Source organism: Gilliamella intestini (assembly GCF_900094935.1).
In the GTDB taxonomy this organism is placed as follows: Bacteria; Pseudomonadota; Gammaproteobacteria; order Enterobacterales; family Orbaceae; genus Gilliamella; species Gilliamella intestini.
Map to the genome: position 1 here is coordinate 1 of NZ_FMBA01000026.1, position 14,482 is coordinate 14,482.

At 37.4% G+C, this 14,482-nt stretch carries 19 protein-coding genes; 2 read left to right on the plus strand and 17 right to left on the minus strand.

Annotated features, from left to right (window positions below; genetic code table 11):
• Positions 1-347: 347 nt before the first annotated feature.
• A complete protein-coding gene (locus tag GA0061080_RS07740; protein ID WP_091123662.1) occupies positions 348-1,418 on the plus strand; it encodes an acyltransferase family protein in 1,071 nt (356 codons plus the stop codon).
• Between the two features lie 21 nt (positions 1,419-1,439).
• Here GA0061080_RS07740 and GA0061080_RS07745 read toward each other — a convergent pair whose 3' ends face one another.
• From GA0061080_RS07745 to GA0061080_RS07765, 5 genes are read right to left on the minus strand one after another with little or no spacing between them, the layout of a single operon-like run.
• On the minus strand, positions 1,440-1,622 hold the full coding sequence (locus GA0061080_RS07745) for a hypothetical protein (RefSeq protein ID WP_091123666.1): 183 nt from the start codon (positions 1,620-1,622) through the stop codon (positions 1,440-1,442).
• 1 nt (position 1,623) lies between these two features.
• Positions 1,624-2,412 (minus strand): phage tail protein, encoded by a 789-nt coding sequence (locus GA0061080_RS07750; protein WP_091123670.1) that lies wholly within the window; start codon positions 2,410-2,412, stop codon positions 1,624-1,626.
• On the minus strand, positions 2,405-2,968 hold the full coding sequence (locus GA0061080_RS07755; protein ID WP_091123809.1) for a YmfQ family protein: 564 nt from the start codon (positions 2,966-2,968) through the stop codon (positions 2,405-2,407). The genes GA0061080_RS07750 and GA0061080_RS07755 overlap by 8 nt, the downstream gene beginning before the upstream one ends.
• A 17-nt stretch (positions 2,969-2,985) precedes the next feature.
• Positions 2,986-4,053 carry a baseplate J/gp47 family protein gene (locus tag GA0061080_RS07760; protein WP_209435770.1) on the minus strand — a complete coding sequence of 356 codons (1,068 nt, stop codon included), beginning with the start codon at positions 4,051-4,053 and terminating at the stop codon, positions 2,986-2,988.
• Positions 4,046-4,459 (minus strand): phage GP46 family protein, encoded by a 414-nt coding sequence (locus tag GA0061080_RS07765; RefSeq protein ID WP_091123676.1) that lies wholly within the window; start codon positions 4,457-4,459, stop codon positions 4,046-4,048. The genes GA0061080_RS07760 and GA0061080_RS07765 overlap by 8 nt, the downstream gene beginning before the upstream one ends.
• A gap of 30 nt (positions 4,460-4,489) precedes the next feature.
• Between GA0061080_RS07765 and GA0061080_RS07770 the strand changes: the two genes are divergently transcribed.
• Complete coding sequence (locus tag GA0061080_RS07770; RefSeq protein WP_091123680.1) at positions 4,490-4,984, plus strand: hypothetical protein; 495 nt, start codon at positions 4,490-4,492, stop codon at positions 4,982-4,984.
• On the opposite strand, the gene GA0061080_RS07775 is transcribed toward GA0061080_RS07770, so the two are convergent.
• The 12 genes from GA0061080_RS07775 to GA0061080_RS07830 all read right to left on the minus strand — a co-directional run bounded on the left by GA0061080_RS07775 (position 4,981) and on the right by GA0061080_RS07830 (position 14,455).
• On the minus strand, positions 4,981-5,544 hold the full coding sequence (locus GA0061080_RS07775) for a phage baseplate assembly protein V (protein WP_209435771.1): 564 nt from the start codon (positions 5,542-5,544) through the stop codon (positions 4,981-4,983). The two genes, GA0061080_RS07770 and GA0061080_RS07775, sit on opposite strands and share 4 nt — an antisense overlap.
• Positions 5,544-6,617 (minus strand): phage baseplate assembly protein, encoded by a 1,074-nt coding sequence (locus GA0061080_RS07780; protein WP_091123684.1) that lies wholly within the window; start codon positions 6,615-6,617, stop codon positions 5,544-5,546. Before GA0061080_RS07780 ends, GA0061080_RS07775 begins: the two co-directional genes overlap by 1 nt.
• Positions 6,614-7,999 (minus strand): DNA circularization protein, encoded by a 1,386-nt coding sequence (locus GA0061080_RS07785; protein ID WP_091123688.1) that lies wholly within the window; start codon positions 7,997-7,999, stop codon positions 6,614-6,616. The genes GA0061080_RS07780 and GA0061080_RS07785 overlap by 4 nt, the downstream gene beginning before the upstream one ends.
• Entirely contained in the window at positions 7,999-10,179 is a 2,181-nt protein-coding gene (locus GA0061080_RS07790) for a phage tail tape measure protein (RefSeq protein WP_091123691.1), read from the minus strand. Before GA0061080_RS07790 ends, GA0061080_RS07785 begins: the two co-directional genes overlap by 1 nt.
• A gap of 149 nt (positions 10,180-10,328) precedes the next feature.
• Complete coding sequence (locus GA0061080_RS07795; RefSeq protein WP_091123695.1) at positions 10,329-10,628, minus strand: phage tail assembly protein; 300 nt, start codon at positions 10,626-10,628, stop codon at positions 10,329-10,331.
• Complete coding sequence (locus GA0061080_RS07800) at positions 10,628-10,990, minus strand: phage tail tube protein (protein ID WP_091123698.1); 363 nt, start codon at positions 10,988-10,990, stop codon at positions 10,628-10,630. The genes GA0061080_RS07795 and GA0061080_RS07800 overlap by 1 nt, the downstream gene beginning before the upstream one ends.
• The gene (locus tag GA0061080_RS07805; RefSeq protein ID WP_091123702.1) at positions 10,990-12,489 is read right to left on the minus strand and encodes a phage tail sheath subtilisin-like domain-containing protein; all 1,500 of its coding nucleotides are present in this window, start codon (positions 12,487-12,489) and stop codon (positions 10,990-10,992) included. The genes GA0061080_RS07800 and GA0061080_RS07805 overlap by 1 nt, the downstream gene beginning before the upstream one ends.
• On the minus strand, positions 12,479-12,664 hold the full coding sequence (locus GA0061080_RS07810) for a DUF2635 domain-containing protein (protein WP_091123705.1): 186 nt from the start codon (positions 12,662-12,664) through the stop codon (positions 12,479-12,481). Before GA0061080_RS07810 ends, GA0061080_RS07805 begins: the two co-directional genes overlap by 11 nt.
• Entirely contained in the window at positions 12,654-13,298 is a 645-nt protein-coding gene (locus tag GA0061080_RS07815; protein WP_209435772.1) for a phage tail terminator protein, read from the minus strand. Before GA0061080_RS07815 ends, GA0061080_RS07810 begins: the two co-directional genes overlap by 11 nt.
• Positions 13,295-13,795 carry a hypothetical protein gene (locus GA0061080_RS07820; RefSeq protein ID WP_091123709.1) on the minus strand — a complete coding sequence of 167 codons (501 nt, stop codon included), beginning with the start codon at positions 13,793-13,795 and terminating at the stop codon, positions 13,295-13,297. The genes GA0061080_RS07815 and GA0061080_RS07820 overlap by 4 nt, the downstream gene beginning before the upstream one ends.
• A complete protein-coding gene (locus GA0061080_RS07825; protein WP_091123713.1) occupies positions 13,788-14,126 on the minus strand; it encodes a phage head completion protein in 339 nt (112 codons plus the stop codon). The genes GA0061080_RS07820 and GA0061080_RS07825 overlap by 8 nt, the downstream gene beginning before the upstream one ends.
• Complete coding sequence (locus GA0061080_RS07830) at positions 14,123-14,455, minus strand: head-tail connector protein (protein WP_065590930.1); 333 nt, start codon at positions 14,453-14,455, stop codon at positions 14,123-14,125. Before GA0061080_RS07830 ends, GA0061080_RS07825 begins: the two co-directional genes overlap by 4 nt.
• Positions 14,456-14,482 lie beyond the last annotated feature (27 nt).

Sequence of the window (14,482 nt, forward strand, 5' to 3'; positions counted from 1 at the left end):
AGCACTTTCGTGGAGTGCTTTAATCGTTTGATATTCTTAAAGAATTGGCGGAACGGACGGGGCTCGAACCCGCGACCCCCTGCGTGACAGGCAGGACGCTAAAAAGTAATTTTATTTAAAAACAAAGCGTTGCACCTCTTGCGATATTTAATTGTGACGCAATATAAAGTAATTTAAATTCATATAAAGCATGGTGTTGACACAAATATGCCACAGCGTCAAAAGTGTAGCATTGCCGATTTTGTGATGTTAGAAGACGCTGTTGAGTATTGTTGGTTGAAGATTGATAGTGTTTTACTAATATGCTAGGTATGTTAGATTGCCACTTTTGGTAAACGGTTTTTATTATGTCAAATTTAGCTATCAATAAAAAAATAATTTCTCCCAGCACCAGAATTGACTCTATTGATTTCATTCGTGCAATAAGTTTTTTGATGATTGTTGCGGGTCATTTTGTTGGCGCATTGTCACAACACGGAGTTGATCATCATTACTTCCATAAATATTATTTAGGTGGAGTTGGAGTTTCTTTTTTTATTATTACTTCCGGTGCTTCACTATACATTTCAACAAAAAACAAATTTGATTTAAAAGTTTATATAAAAAAGAGAATTGCAAATATTTATCCTTATTTTTGGATTTGTTATATTTTTGTTGCTGTTTTTTTATTTTTATCATTTTCAACAGTTTGCTTGGGAGATGATCCTGTCAGACTTCTAATAACATTTTTAGCATTAGATGGATACTTAGGTTCAACCGTTCCAAATACTTATTATTTGATTGGAGAATGGTTTACCGGTTTTATACTTCTTGTATATATATTATTCCCATTCGTTTTTTGGTTAAAAAATAAAAATATTTATATTGCAATCACGCTCATTATTATTTCATCTTGGATTGCCATTCAAAATACACATTATATAGTTGAGCATTTTCTTTTATGGAATGATGATCCTTTTTGGAACCCTATCTCTAGACTACCAGAAATTTTACTTGGGGCGCTAGTTGTTGATCTATTATTATTGAAAAACAAAAAAGCAAATTTCTTTACGGCATTTATAGCATTACTGTATATCGTAATTGTTATTACATTTATAGAAAATCACTATAGGACATATAATATGTGGGGAATTAGCATGTGGGCAATGACATTTGTCATAATTTGCTGTTTGTATGAAAATATAATAATCCCAAACTCAGTTAAAAAAATCATATTATTTTTATCAGAATATTCATTTGTGGCATTTTTATTACACCACCAAATAATATATTATCTTGTAACGAAAATACAATTTCATAAATTTGGTAAATTTCAGTTTTTTTATTTTTATGTAATTATAGTCTTACTTTGTTATTTTTTAGCTTATTTAATAAAACCAATTGGAGACAAGGTAAAAAGAAAAATACTAGAACTTTAAACCAAGAGTAGAGCATCAGCTCTACTCTTGTTGTTTAGCTATTGGTTTACCTCTTTTATTTGCTACTATCTCGTATCCCGACGATTGTTTCTCCAACAAATCTTTATATTCAGATTGTGTTATTTCAACAGCATCATCTGGGATATTAGTATGTATAACGTCAAAATAAAATCCCGTTATTGATTTACTAAAATATATTTTCATATTAATGTCCTATGATCTCAAAATGTACAACTGGGTTAAAACCTAAATGAGGCGATGTAACAGCGATGGTTAATTTAGATGGACTACCGTGCAGATTAGCCGATACTGAGTTGCCACACATCGAACTTTGATTATTATATGTTGTGCATGCTAATGTTACATTTACAGCATCAGAGTTGTGAGGAAATGCTATTGGCAATAATATTTCATAATAGTTAGTGTAAAATTTTGTATCGCCTATTTGTTCAGAATTAAATTCGCGTATAGGATACAACTGCACAGTCCCCCATTGTCGAACTAATCCGCTTGGCATAATTTCAAAACCAGGATTACCGAGCTGCGTATAAAAATCTCTTTTAGATAAAGCACCAATATCATAAGCATTTAAAGCAATATCAGTATCTAATTGTTTTCCATTTATTTTTTGAGTTTTCTGAACTGCATTATTCGTAGCATGCCATTTCGCTTGCCCAGCCAAGTCGTACGCATATTTAACAGCCAACGGTGTTGCCGCTTCTGTTTCTGATGTGCTGTTAGTTGATGAGTTGAGCTTTACGCTACCTTTTTTGACAAATTCTTTGATGGCTGTAGCGAGTTGGTCATGCTTTGATTTATCCAGTTTAATGCCAGCTGACTCAATCGCATTAGCAATTTCTTCCTGAATGGCATCACAATAAAGATAATCTAATTGCGTTGCTGGTGTGCCTGTTTGAGGGTTGCCTCTTGTAAAACCATTTTTACCTTGCCCGAATTTATCTCTTTGGGCAGTAGATGTGTCAATTCTATGCATTGATTGCTCCGTATTTAAAAATTACATAGGTATGTGATGGGCATAATTTTTCAATTATGCATTCGATTTGTTTATCCCCCCACTTTCTCAAATGCGAATCGCACCCGTCATTACAGGTCATTTCTGTTATTTGATAATCGTGAGGTATGTTTACAATCCAGTAAAAACGCCACTCTTCATCATATAAATAGTCTTGGCATGTTGATTCACAGGTAAAAACATCATTGTTATAGTTTGTGATCGTGGCGTCTAAATAGCCATTGGCTTTTAAAACTTGTAGAAAAAATTCTTTACTTATGCCACCGACCAAATTTATCTTAGAATCTAAACGGTTGCGCCGAGTAGTTAGCGTTTGAACATCCAATGGATAACAGCTATCCGGTAATCCGCAAATTTGCTCATACCTATCTATCAGCTCTGTCGTCGTTTTGGGATTGATTTCTTGCATTAAATCATCTAATCGAACGTGAGTTTTGGATAGTGTTAATGCTAGTGATAAAAGGATTGGTTCTGATTTATCCCACGCAGGACCGTATGGCAATAAGTGCCCTACCATGCTTCGGTATTGTTTTTCTAAATCCACTCAATACCTCCGAAGACAGCTACCTGATTTTTTTCTACAAAAATATCTTTATCGGGGTAAACTAATTCATGAGCATACTCGCCGAATGATGAACTAATCACTTCGCTAATACGTGATCTAAATAGTGTTGATTGTGGTTTCCCCTCCCGTAGCAAAAATTCTTTTAACTCGGCTTCTATTTGATAACGAATTTCTGGGTTATCAGGTGTGACCATAATTTTAAAATTAATTGGTTTGGGTATCGGTGAAAAAACAATTAGCATAGAGCCGGCAACGGGTGCTAATGGCTCGATATGTTTTTTGATGTTTTGAATTGTGGTATTGTCTAAAATGGGATTAACTGGATCGCTATTTGCAACCATCACTCCAACGCTACCTGTCCCTGCCCAATGACGATAACACCAAGCTCGTGTAACGCCGTGAACTTCTTTTGCCCACTGTACATAATCTTGATCGGCTCCGCTTTGTGGTGTGTAATACCATCTATCAATAACTCGTTTTCTAAAAGATTCTAAATCCTCTATATCAGCACCTGACTCAATAGAATCAGCAAAACAAGTTGATGATAGACCAGTAACAGGGGTAATCAGTGACATACTGGTACCGTCATCGCAGTTTCCTTTTTTGCCTACCTCATCACACACTACAGGCACCCTTAAAACATTATTTGCTGATGTTGTCGTTTGGGTAACTGTATACATACGCTGATCAACTTGACGCCTCACTTTTTGGTCTTTATTGATAACAATGCCATCAGCCACTTCATCAAATCGAATATAACCAACTGCTGGTGTTGGTTGTTTTCTATAGCAACGCTTCATATTCCCATGTCGGATCAACCAAGTTTCGTCTGCTTGATCAGGTAAAATATTTTTGGCCATATTTTCAATGTAGCACAATAACACATGCGTGGCCCCCGCTATAACTCGTCCGTATACTTCTGGGTCATTACGGCGTAATGAAATTAATTCATCATCAACAGCTAGGCGCGCATACAAATCATTGCGTATAGTTGTGATTAAATCCGGTAATGTTGGTCTTGAAAATCCACTAGACATTAATATCACTCCATAAGTTGTCAAACCTAAATTCTTCATTGCTTCCATCTGTTTTATAAATATTGATAGTAGCAACTAAAACCGTTAAATCGGTTCGCTTTACAGAAACCTCTATTCGAGAAGCTATCCCGTCATCGATCATCCATTGCACAGCCTCTTTTATATAAATTTTTGCAAAGTTCGCTGTTTGATTAGTTAATTTTGAGCGAGCCAATAAATAAAGGCGTGACCCAATTTTGTCATTTGCTATACTAGGGTAAGAATCGCCCCACCAACCGTACGGGTGTTCTGAATCATCACTGGCGTTTTTTCGTCGCCATGTGAATAGCGAAATTATTAAAGATCGATACAGTGGTTTTGTATGTGATGACATTGACATCAATTTGTCATTAACGTTTATAAACATGTTACTAACTCACAGAATAAGGAATAAAGAATGAAAAGATTGTTTTTGTTAGCTTTGGTTTTATTAACAGTCTCAGCGAGCGCAGAACAAAAAGCCCTGTCATTAACTGCTAAACAGTTTGATAAAGGGGTAAAAAAATACTTCAACACAATTCCACAATGTGCAGAAATGAAAGTAGATAAGTTGCGTTTAATAAATGATGGTGCAAACGGTTATCAAGAATTTAATCTAGGTAACGTTACGTTTACTGTCATATTAGAAATTAACGAAAAAGATAAATTAACCAACATACAAATAACATCTACTGGCAATGCAAAAAATGAACAAGCACGACAAGGTATGTTGTGTTCAACATATTCTGTAATGAGGATGTTACAGCCTAAACTGGCATCCAAAGATGATGCTTTAAAACAAGCGGGACATCTGTGGGTATTAGCAAAAGATGCGCCTTTTGAAATGACGTATTATTTTGACAGAATAAAGGCGCAATTTGTCCCCTTTGAATTAAACGTCTATACAAACTAACCCATTTTTTGATTTGGATTGCGTGTTACCGTGTTTGTTTCGTTATGTGTATGACCATTATAAACGGTTCTGATATCTGAAATAGTGCTAGTTTTATCCTCTATTTCTCCAGACGATTTTAATGACGGTGTATTAAATTGTGTTCCTGATGATGCGTTAACTGTTAAGCTTTTTGTATTTAACTCTATTGCATCATCAGCATTCACAATAAATTTTTTTGTTTTTACATTGATTTCATTATTGCGATTAAAAATAATGTAATCGCCTTCATCTGTATAAACAGCAACTTCACCTTTTTTAAGCGACTTAATACGATAGCGACGATCGCCCGCTACCAGAACAACTCCATGCGACTTATCGCCGTCTAAGAATAGCGCCACTGCTTCTGCGCCATCCAATGGTCTTGATGTGAACCCGTATGGCTCGATATGCTCGACATCACTTTTTTGTTCACCTCCCGACATTTTGATTTGCAACGTCTGGCATTTGCTTGCGCTATTACTGAATGTGATATAGCCACGAGATACAAGGTTCATTATTTTATTTAAAACTTTACGCATTAAAATACCTCGCCATCGGCTTTCTTACCTTTTTTCTTCTTGGTTTTCTTCCTATCTGGCAAATATGCTTCAACGGGTCCTACTTTTAATTCGCATAACGTTCCACGACTGCTTAAGCTGTATTTAACTTCGGCAATAACCAGTTTTTCATTATCATAACCCAGTAGCGGATCATCAACGACAACCATTTGATTCGGTTTCCATAAAGTTCCATCACCTTGCCGCCAACCTTGAACCGTGTATGTAACTTCTCTGGTTTTGCTTGCTCTCAGCACTTTTTCCATTTCACAGCGTTCTTGGCAAGTACCGTTATTCGAATCGCCAGACTGTTTAATGATTAGAGGGCGGTATCTTAAGATCCCTTCATCTTTAGATGTGGATCTAACTGATGCTAGTGTTGCTTCACCAAAGTTTTCATCATCACCGACGCCTTGCCCTGAGACAAAGTAATCGGAATACCGATCTTTGATACTCTTTTCAGTATCCGCAGACAAAATATTAGCCCCTAAAACCAATGCTGTTTTTGCCTCATCTGAACCAATATCACCAATTATTACTTGCCCTTGCTCATCATCAAACACAACAATTTGTTGCATGCCCATTATTTTACTAATGACATCAAAAACGGTATCCCCCTGATCCGCTTGAATACTAACGGAACCTGCATCACTGCCTTGATTAATAACATTCAGTTTGAATGGTTTAACCAAATCTTGAATAACTTGAATAGTTGAACTACCGCTATATTGTTTGGGTACCGCACTACAATCAACACAATCAGCCGTTTTACTTCTACCGACAATGCCCATTGATAGCGATCCTGCATCGTACCGAATCGGCAACGCTTCAACGTAACCGGTTAAAACCACATCATCATCGATATACACTTCAACTAAATCACCATTTTTAACATCAATTTTTGTTTCTGTATTGTCAGTTGATGAAGGCCATTGACGGGTGATAGTGACATTAAAATCACGGGCTAGCCGTTCAATACCTGCCGAAATACTTACATCAGTCCAGCCACCAAAATACTGACGGTTAACTTTCAAAAAAACTTTATTTTGATTCATGGTTTCGGTACTCGCAGCTCTTTAACAGGAATAAAACCAGGATGAAGAATATTGTTGCGAATCGATATATCATCACAACGTGTAGCATTGTTATAAAGATAGTGAGCTAAAACTAAATCGGGCAATACTTCATTAGGAATATAGACAATTGTTTTTTCTATTTTGATTAAGCGAGCATTGATATCTTGGTTAACCGCAGCCTTTAATTTTACTAGCGCAATGTATAAACCATCATGCTCGGTTCGTGACAATTCTTTATCAAAGGATTCATTAATGGATTCTTTGATATCCAGTAAATCATCAAATGAAATTGTGTTACTTTTTTCAACTGTTGATGATGTTGATACGGGAGTGTTTGTTATGTTAGCCGTTGAATGATGAGTTGGTAACGTATGATCTTGGTCAAAAGAATGCTCTTTTTTACCTTTTGTTGATTCTAATGCCACAGGAGCAAAAGCTTGCTTCCTTTTATCTTCAACCTGTTTCGGTAGTGATGCGATTATTCGTGATGCTTCTGTTAGTGCGGTAACTCGAATAGCAGTATTAATTAAGTTTTGATTTTTCTTCCTTTTTTTAGTTGATTTGCTATCCGTTGACCAAATAGCACCAGGTAAAATGCTTTTTATAAATGATATACCGTTAAATACTTTTGCTCTTGCTATCAACCCATTTATAGAATTGGAAAATTTTGTTGCACTCGTCCAAACATGTTTAATTGAATTAATAATGGCTGAACCACCCGCACCGAGAATTGGCGACAGGTCACCATTTAGGATTTTAACCGCATCATTAACATATGGAGTTATCGCATTATAAGCATCAGCGATGTCATTTAAAATTGACACGGTGTCATCAAGAATGCTGTGCTGTACAAAATCAGGCGCATCAATTAAGTCAAAATCTTCAAACGCATCTAATAGTGCTTGATCTACATTATCTGCATTTTCATCAACTACATCATCAGTCGCTACCGACGAATCAGGGAATATTAACTCACCTGCTTCGACAAATGAAAATGAAATAACACTCATTCGACCGTTTTCAACGGAGTTGCTGACAGTTGCTGTACCCACAATATTGACATTAAGTTCGCCAAGTATTGGATGGATGAGTATTCCTGCGCCTTCTTCCTCGATTGCTTCTACCAGTTTTTCAGCTTGTTCTTTGTGATCGTCACCAACCACAAAGGCGTCAATTTTATTTTTACGTGCTGAACGTCCCAGATCTTCGGTATAGGGTACATCTCTAAACGGGTATTCATGCGTCTGATTCCGCCGTCCAAACTCTGATGATGTACCGCTAACTTGAAAAGGAACACCGCGAAAACTAGCTGGCAATAAATTATTTAACCAGTTTAAGTTCATAAAGCTCATAAAACTCATTAATTTCTCCCAAAGTTAGCGTAGGGATTCCAGCCAACATCAGTTTTAGTATTAAAACCTGATGCCTGTTTTGTCTCTTTTACTACTGTGCCATTCGGTGCATTCTCAAACTTAACAACAAGCTCGCCTTTACTGTTGCGATTTACATTATTATTTGAAAAGTTGTTTAGTGGCATTTGTGGTGCTTGATAATATGGATAGGTGACCATTGGTTTTGCTATTTCTTTCGGTAAATTTGCCGTATCAATCTTAACTTTTACTTCCTTTTCATCATCACCGAAAATGTAGTTCCACGCATCTAGTAGCGGCTGGATGCCGGACTTAACGTTATCCCACAAGTTTTTAAAGAAATTCTGAACACTTTCCCACACTTTGGGTATAGCTTCCCCCGCATTTTTAAAAGGTTCGATAAAGACATCAAAAATGGGCATTACGTATGGCTGGATAAACTCCCAAATACCATTAAAGAATTTACCTACAACTTCCCATGATTTTACAATATCTTCACCGCCTGCTTTAAAACCTGCTATAAAGAAGTTAATGATAGGCATGACAAAGGGTTTGATAAATTCCCATAATCCACTAAAGAACTTACTAACAGCACCCCAAGCATTAACAATAAAAGAAGCTCCAACTTTGAACCCTTCAATAAAGAAATTGATAATCGGCATAACGTAAGGCTTAATAACACCCCACAACCACTGAAAGAACTTAACTATATCATCCCAATATGTGATGATTAATGTAGCTGCTATAGCAATACCGGTCATGATAAGACCGATTGGGTTCATAGCCATCACAGCGTTTAAAGCTATGGATGCTATACGCACAACTTTAAACGCATTTGATAATGCTATTTGTGCAAATGTAAATAGTTTTGTTGCAACAGTAACGCCTTTCAATATCCCGTTGAAAAGGGTGATCCCCGTTGATAACGCACCAACAATAATATTCACCCCCGCACACGCAACACGAAGACCAATTAACCCTGCAACCGCCATTGCAATCATCTTCACTAGTTCAGGGTTTTCTTGGATGAAATGGCCGAATGAAACAACTAGCGGCTGCATTTGATTTAATAACTCAGTAAATGCAGGTAACAGCGCATCACCAATTGATAAACTAATATTGGTTAGCGCATTGTTAAAAAGCTGCAATTTATTTGCAGTTGTATTTGAACGGGATTCATATTCCTTCTGCATTGATCCAGCATACAGCGATTGGTCACCGACACGTTTAAAGTTTTCCTTTAATAACTCCATATTGTTGAGTAATGGTGATATTGCGGCAACACTTTCTTTTCCAAATAATACAGTTAATGCAGCAGTACGCCTGTCCTCCGACACGTTACCTAGCGATTCAAGTACCGACATGATCGTCCCTTCGGCGTCTTTCTGCATCCCTTTCGCTATTTGAGTTGATGTGAAACCTAACTGTTGCAAAGCTTTTTGTTGTTTCGCTGTCGCTGCTTTTCCTGATGTTAGCGTCAGCATAAAGTTTTTAATACCTGTAGCCGCTTGATCGGTATTGGTACCCGTTGCAATAATTGTTGAACTTAATGCCGCTAATTTATCTGCACTAACCCCTGATGTTGCAGCAAGTGTACCGATCCGTGATACAACGCTTGATATATCTTTTGCTTTTGCATTTTGTGTGTTACTCAATAAATTGATCTTGTCTGATAGCCCAACAACTTCACTTTGAGTGAGTTTTAAAGCTGTGCGCCAAGTAGCCATTGTACTGCCCGCTTCTTCGGCCGATGTGTCAAAAGCAATACCCATTTTTACGGCATCTTCGGCAAACTGCTTTAAATCCTCTTTGGGTATACCTGCTTGCCCACCAGCAGCGACAATAGCGCCAATATCCTTGGCAGCCATCGGTAATGCTAATGACATTTCACGAATATCTTGGCCCATTTGTTTAAATTGTTCAGGCGTATCAAAGTCAACGACTTTCCTAATGTCAGCCATCACTTCTTCATACGCCATCGCATCTTTCACCCCTTTAACAAACGGCGCAGAAATAGCCAAACCTGTTACAGCATCTTTTAAACCAAGTTTGCCAAAGCCTGATTTGTTCATTTTTTTTTGGAACTTTTCAAGTTTGCCTTTCATGGTATTTAATTGAGGTGACAGTTTATCAACACATGTCACCACTGCTTTTAAGTTAAAGCCTGCCATTTATGATTCCTTGCTATTTTCTATGCGATTTGCTTGTTCACATAATTCAAAAACTTCGGATAGTGAACGTTCTTCTATGATATAAAAGGGGGAGAGTTGCCAATACTTGGCAAGGTCAAAACAAAGGTTTACAAGATATTCAATTGTGATTATTCCGTTGTCTGTTGTTCCTCCGCTGTACTCTCCACCTTCTCCTTTGGGCTGAAGAACATCATAATTTCACCCGTAATCATTAAAAAATCATGGGGTGTAAGTTGATCAACGGAGCTTGGCGTAACGTTACCTAGCTCAACAATGTAATTGGCCACTTTTTTAGGGTCACCAATCATTTGGCCATCAAATGGAAAGCCTAATTTTTTGATATCTTTAATGGTAGGCTCTTTTAATTCTAGCACATGTAACTCATTGCCATGTGCCATAATCGGCTGTGATAATTTAATTTCTTTCATTATTGATAAAATCCTTCTTCACCGTGAAATTCGATTTCTGCTGTACCTTCTTCGGCATTGTGATTAACTTCACCTTCAACCCAAGCATTAGATAAAACGTAAACCTTACCGTTGGCAAGTTCTGCTGTAACTGTCATTGAATCGCTAGACATTAACTTGTCGATTGGAAAATCACTCGGTACTTTAAAAGTCCCTTTAATGTAGGGAGCACGGAATGTTTCTTTGTAGTGAACGCTATTATCTAACCCCAAAATACTTTCTTTAACGTTAGTATTCATTGGGACTTCAATACCGCCCGTTAATGATAACTGGATAGAATCAACTTTAATGTAAGTTGTTCCTGCAATACGTCGTTGTGTCATTAGTTTTTCTCCTCTGGATATTGCAATCTAAACTGTGCTAACACAGCAAAAACGCGTAGTTGATTAACGAGATCGGGTGGGAATAGCACATCCAATCGATTTGGGTCGTTCACATTTCGTTCAACAATTAAGTTCTTCTTGAACACATCAAAATTTTCAACTAAGCCTAGTAATTCTAATTGACGATATGTTGCATTAATTTCCGCCTTAGCTACTGCGGGTGTGATAATTGCCTGCCTTGCCCCAAATCGTGTACCGTCGTTAGCCAGTTTATGACGTGGGTATTTCGATGTGATCACGCTACGTAATTTACGTAATACATATGCAAGTGTATGAAGTGTTTCACTATCAAGATAGCTATTATCCGCAATGCCGTAACTGTTACGTTGATATGTGGTGATATCTCGCTGAATTAATAATTTACCACTAGAAACATATGCTGTCGCAATACCGTGGCTTAATAATGATTGTTGTTCTGTAAGCGTGAATTGGTGACTATCGGATGCTGGCAATGCACCATTTAATAATCCAGTTTGTGTTGGGCGAGCCGGATCATTACGAATAAATACAGCATTACGAGCAGTTCGCATCGCAACTAATTCATCAATACCCGTTTGGATAGTTTTTTCATAGCCTGCTACGGTAATATGTTGGTAATTTAATTTATCACCAAATTCGACAAGCTCGGATAAATCACCTTTTTTAGCGGTATAAGCGTGTCCATATAATTGGCGGGCATAGCTCCAACGTCCTGTAGTATCATCCATTTCATGATTAAATGTTGCCAAAGATGATAAGTCATTAAATGGGAATGCGATAAAATCAATGAGTTTGTCACCCATGGCAGCAATAACCGGTGTTAAATCTGGAGTGCCAGTTCCGCCGTACATTTGAGTGATAACAATATTTAAACCGTCTGGGGTTTCTTCTCCGCCGATTGTGCCATAGTAGTTAAAGCACAAAGGAATGTCATTACCACTCAACCCTTTGTTTTTAGCTGTTAGCGTTATTGTACTATTCGTCACGGTTGCGGTAACAGGTAAATCAAGATGAGTATTAATCGCATTATGTAATCCGTTTGCTATGGTTTCTGCAGTATCAGAGACGGTTACTCGCGATTGAATTTTACTGTTGCCGATATAGAGACTTAATGTGCCTGTTTCTTCTGCTATACCTGATATTTGGATAGTACCAGACGCATTCGAGCCTGCTGTGGGTTCATCTACAGCGATGACAAAAAGCTCACCAAAATTATCAATATTGCGATAGGCTTCAACCATTCTAGATAATTGACTGCCTCGTCCTGCGAGTTTTTTAGCGTGATCTGCTGTTGGCATAATAATAAGTTTATTACGCTCAATTGGACTTTCAGCCAATGGATAAGCAATAATTAATGAAGCACCGCTATCTTGGATTGTATTGGCCGCAGAGGAATCCACTTCCGCATAGAATAGCGGCACTTTTATATTGCTAGGAATGTTGTTAAAACTAATTGTCATTTTTAGCTACCTTTTTTTCTTGTTTTACTTTGATGTTTGTAACTTCTTCAACATCATTATTTGTTAGTCGTCTAGCCCAGTATTGGTTAAACTCAACATTACGACCGTCTGCTGGTAAATAATCCCCATTATTGGGGTCATATACCCGCTTGCCACTTGCTGGTTTAATTATCATTATTGCCCTCATAGATATTATTGTGTTCAAAATTAACGGTTACCTTTGAATCCTGTTCATTAACAGTCCCTGATAGAGTATCGAAGTTTCCAATGTTTAACGGGTTGTACTGCGGAGGTTCGGTAATATCGGGGTTACTTGGATCGGTTTGCCAATCGGGATCGGGGATTGGGTTATCAATAGCGTTTAAATCAAAATATTGTCGAGTATCATCAAACCCAACTTCCCGCACTGCGCTAAAATTAAATTGATAAAAAATTCTACCTCGATCTAAATCAAGTAAATCACCACCATCATATTGAATAGGATAATGCGCAGGTGAAGGTTCATAGCCAAGCAATGCTCGCCAAAGTTCGGTTTTTATGTTTTCGACAATGTCGTATGCTTCGTGTTGTCCTCGCTCATCAAGTGGCTTTAATGCAACAATAACTCCAAACCCCTCAGTCACATTTTGCCAATAATCCGTTTGTGACTGGTTATCTTCTGCTCTATCATCAAGCGGAACCACATAAGCGGCAGGTAATTTTAAAAATGCTGTATCTTTAATAGCTGAAAATTCAGCAGCTCCCCCAACACGACCTTCAAAGCTAGGGCTAAAATGACGCAATGTGTGGACGATATGTGATAATTTCATTGTTTAACCTGCTTCATTGCGTTAACTAGCTCTTTAGCTAATACATATTTACTCCATGACGATTCTTTATTTAATGCGTCAATCATAAAGTTTTTACGTGGTGCAATGCGCCAGGGCGTTCCTCCTGATGCGCCTTTTTTATGGCTTTTCCCTCGTTTGGCATTACGCCGAACACCATAAAATAGAAATGCTGGATAGTATGGCCCCATCAGTTTTTCCATGTTGCTACCGCCTTTAAGATTTGGCATCACAATAACCATTAATCCTGGGCGACGTGATGTTGGTCTTGGGACTTTATAACCGATTGAACGACTCAACTTACCACTTCGATATCCCGGATATTCACCACTTTTGGAAACCTGTTTTTTACTAACTAATGCGCGTGATGTTGCTTGAATTTTTCTACCGATTTTGACGAAGGTTTTACGCACTTTTTTTCGGTCAAGTTCCGCCACTTCGGTTAATTTAAAATCAACATGAACGTTGTAATCATTCATTTAGTGCAAACCCCTCACATTCAAGTAAAAGATATTTTTTTAACTGATCTAACCAACGACATCGTTTAATTCGATAAACCGAACCGTTCCAAACAATTTCATAATCAACAGATATTGGCATCCCGTCGTTGGCAATTATTTCAAAATAATGAGTAATTACATTATCGGTCTGAATTGAATTAAAATAGGTTGCTGAGTTCGGTTGTGTGACTTTAGCCCATTTGTAAAAACCTTTTGAGTATTCAGGATCTACATCACTAAAACCAACGGGGATATCAAACCTTCGGCGAATCAATATTTTTTGATTTCGTTTGCCTGCCGCTCTAATCATATTGGTATATACCTGTAAGAGTTTAATAAGGCATTGAAGCCAAGAGGAATAGAATATAACTGTTCGTTAGCAACATCTTCACGTTGTTGATACCAATACCCCACAGCCAACAAAATTGCAATTTTTACATCTGGTTCAACTAACATGGCTGATGGACATGCGTCAGCCGGTATTTCATCCTCATAAAATATACGGTTGGTGTAATTCTGTGCTCTACTAATTGCGGCCTTTAAATATATATTTAATAAATTGTCTTCATCATCATTATCAATTCGACATTGGTTTTTGATTTCATCTAGCGTTGGAAATTTATAAGTTATGGTAGACATAAAAACCTCTAAGCCCTTTATTTAATA

Excerpts from the sequence above, each read along its gene's own strand:
- GA0061080_RS07740 (WP_091123662.1), top strand. The coding sequence starts at position 348 with ATGTCAAATTTAGCTATCAATAAAAAAATAATTTCTCCCAGCACCAGA.
- GA0061080_RS07745 (WP_091123666.1), bottom strand. The coding sequence starts at position 1,622 with ATGAAAATATATTTTAGTAAATCAATAACGGGATTTTATTTTGACGTT.
- GA0061080_RS07750 (WP_091123670.1), bottom strand. The coding sequence starts at position 2,412 with ATGCATAGAATTGACACATCTACTGCCCAAAGAGATAAATTCGGGCAA.
- GA0061080_RS07755 (WP_091123809.1), bottom strand. The coding sequence starts at position 2,968 with ATGGTAGGGCACTTATTGCCATACGGTCCTGCGTGGGATAAATCAGAA.
- GA0061080_RS07760 (WP_209435770.1), bottom strand. The coding sequence starts at position 4,053 with ATGTCTAGTGGATTTTCAAGACCAACATTACCGGATTTAATCACAACT.
- GA0061080_RS07765 (WP_091123676.1), bottom strand. The coding sequence starts at position 4,459 with ATGTTTATAAACGTTAATGACAAATTGATGTCAATGTCATCACATACA.
- GA0061080_RS07770 (WP_091123680.1), top strand. The coding sequence starts at position 4,490 with ATGAAAAGATTGTTTTTGTTAGCTTTGGTTTTATTAACAGTCTCAGCG.
- GA0061080_RS07775 (WP_209435771.1), bottom strand. The coding sequence starts at position 5,544 with ATGCGTAAAGTTTTAAATAAAATAATGAACCTTGTATCTCGTGGCTAT.
- GA0061080_RS07780 (WP_091123684.1), bottom strand. The coding sequence starts at position 6,617 with ATGAATCAAAATAAAGTTTTTTTGAAAGTTAACCGTCAGTATTTTGGT.
- GA0061080_RS07785 (WP_091123688.1), bottom strand. The coding sequence starts at position 7,999 with ATGAGTTTTATGAGCTTTATGAACTTAAACTGGTTAAATAATTTATTG.
- GA0061080_RS07790 (WP_091123691.1), bottom strand. The coding sequence starts at position 10,179 with ATGGCAGGCTTTAACTTAAAAGCAGTGGTGACATGTGTTGATAAACTG.
- GA0061080_RS07795 (WP_091123695.1), bottom strand. The coding sequence starts at position 10,628 with ATGAAAGAAATTAAATTATCACAGCCGATTATGGCACATGGCAATGAG.
- GA0061080_RS07800 (WP_091123698.1), bottom strand. The coding sequence starts at position 10,990 with ATGACACAACGACGTATTGCAGGAACAACTTACATTAAAGTTGATTCT.
- GA0061080_RS07805 (WP_091123702.1), bottom strand. The coding sequence starts at position 12,489 with ATGACAATTAGTTTTAACAACATTCCTAGCAATATAAAAGTGCCGCTA.
- GA0061080_RS07810 (WP_091123705.1), bottom strand. The coding sequence starts at position 12,664 with ATGATAATTAAACCAGCAAGTGGCAAGCGGGTATATGACCCCAATAAT.
- GA0061080_RS07815 (WP_209435772.1), bottom strand. The coding sequence starts at position 13,298 with ATGAAATTATCACATATCGTCCACACATTGCGTCATTTTAGCCCTAGC.
- GA0061080_RS07820 (WP_091123709.1), bottom strand. The coding sequence starts at position 13,795 with ATGAATGATTACAACGTTCATGTTGATTTTAAATTAACCGAAGTGGCG.
- GA0061080_RS07825 (WP_091123713.1), bottom strand. The coding sequence starts at position 14,126 with ATGATTAGAGCGGCAGGCAAACGAAATCAAAAAATATTGATTCGCCGA.
- GA0061080_RS07830 (WP_065590930.1), bottom strand. The coding sequence starts at position 14,455 with ATGTCTACCATAACTTATAAATTTCCAACGCTAGATGAAATCAAAAAC.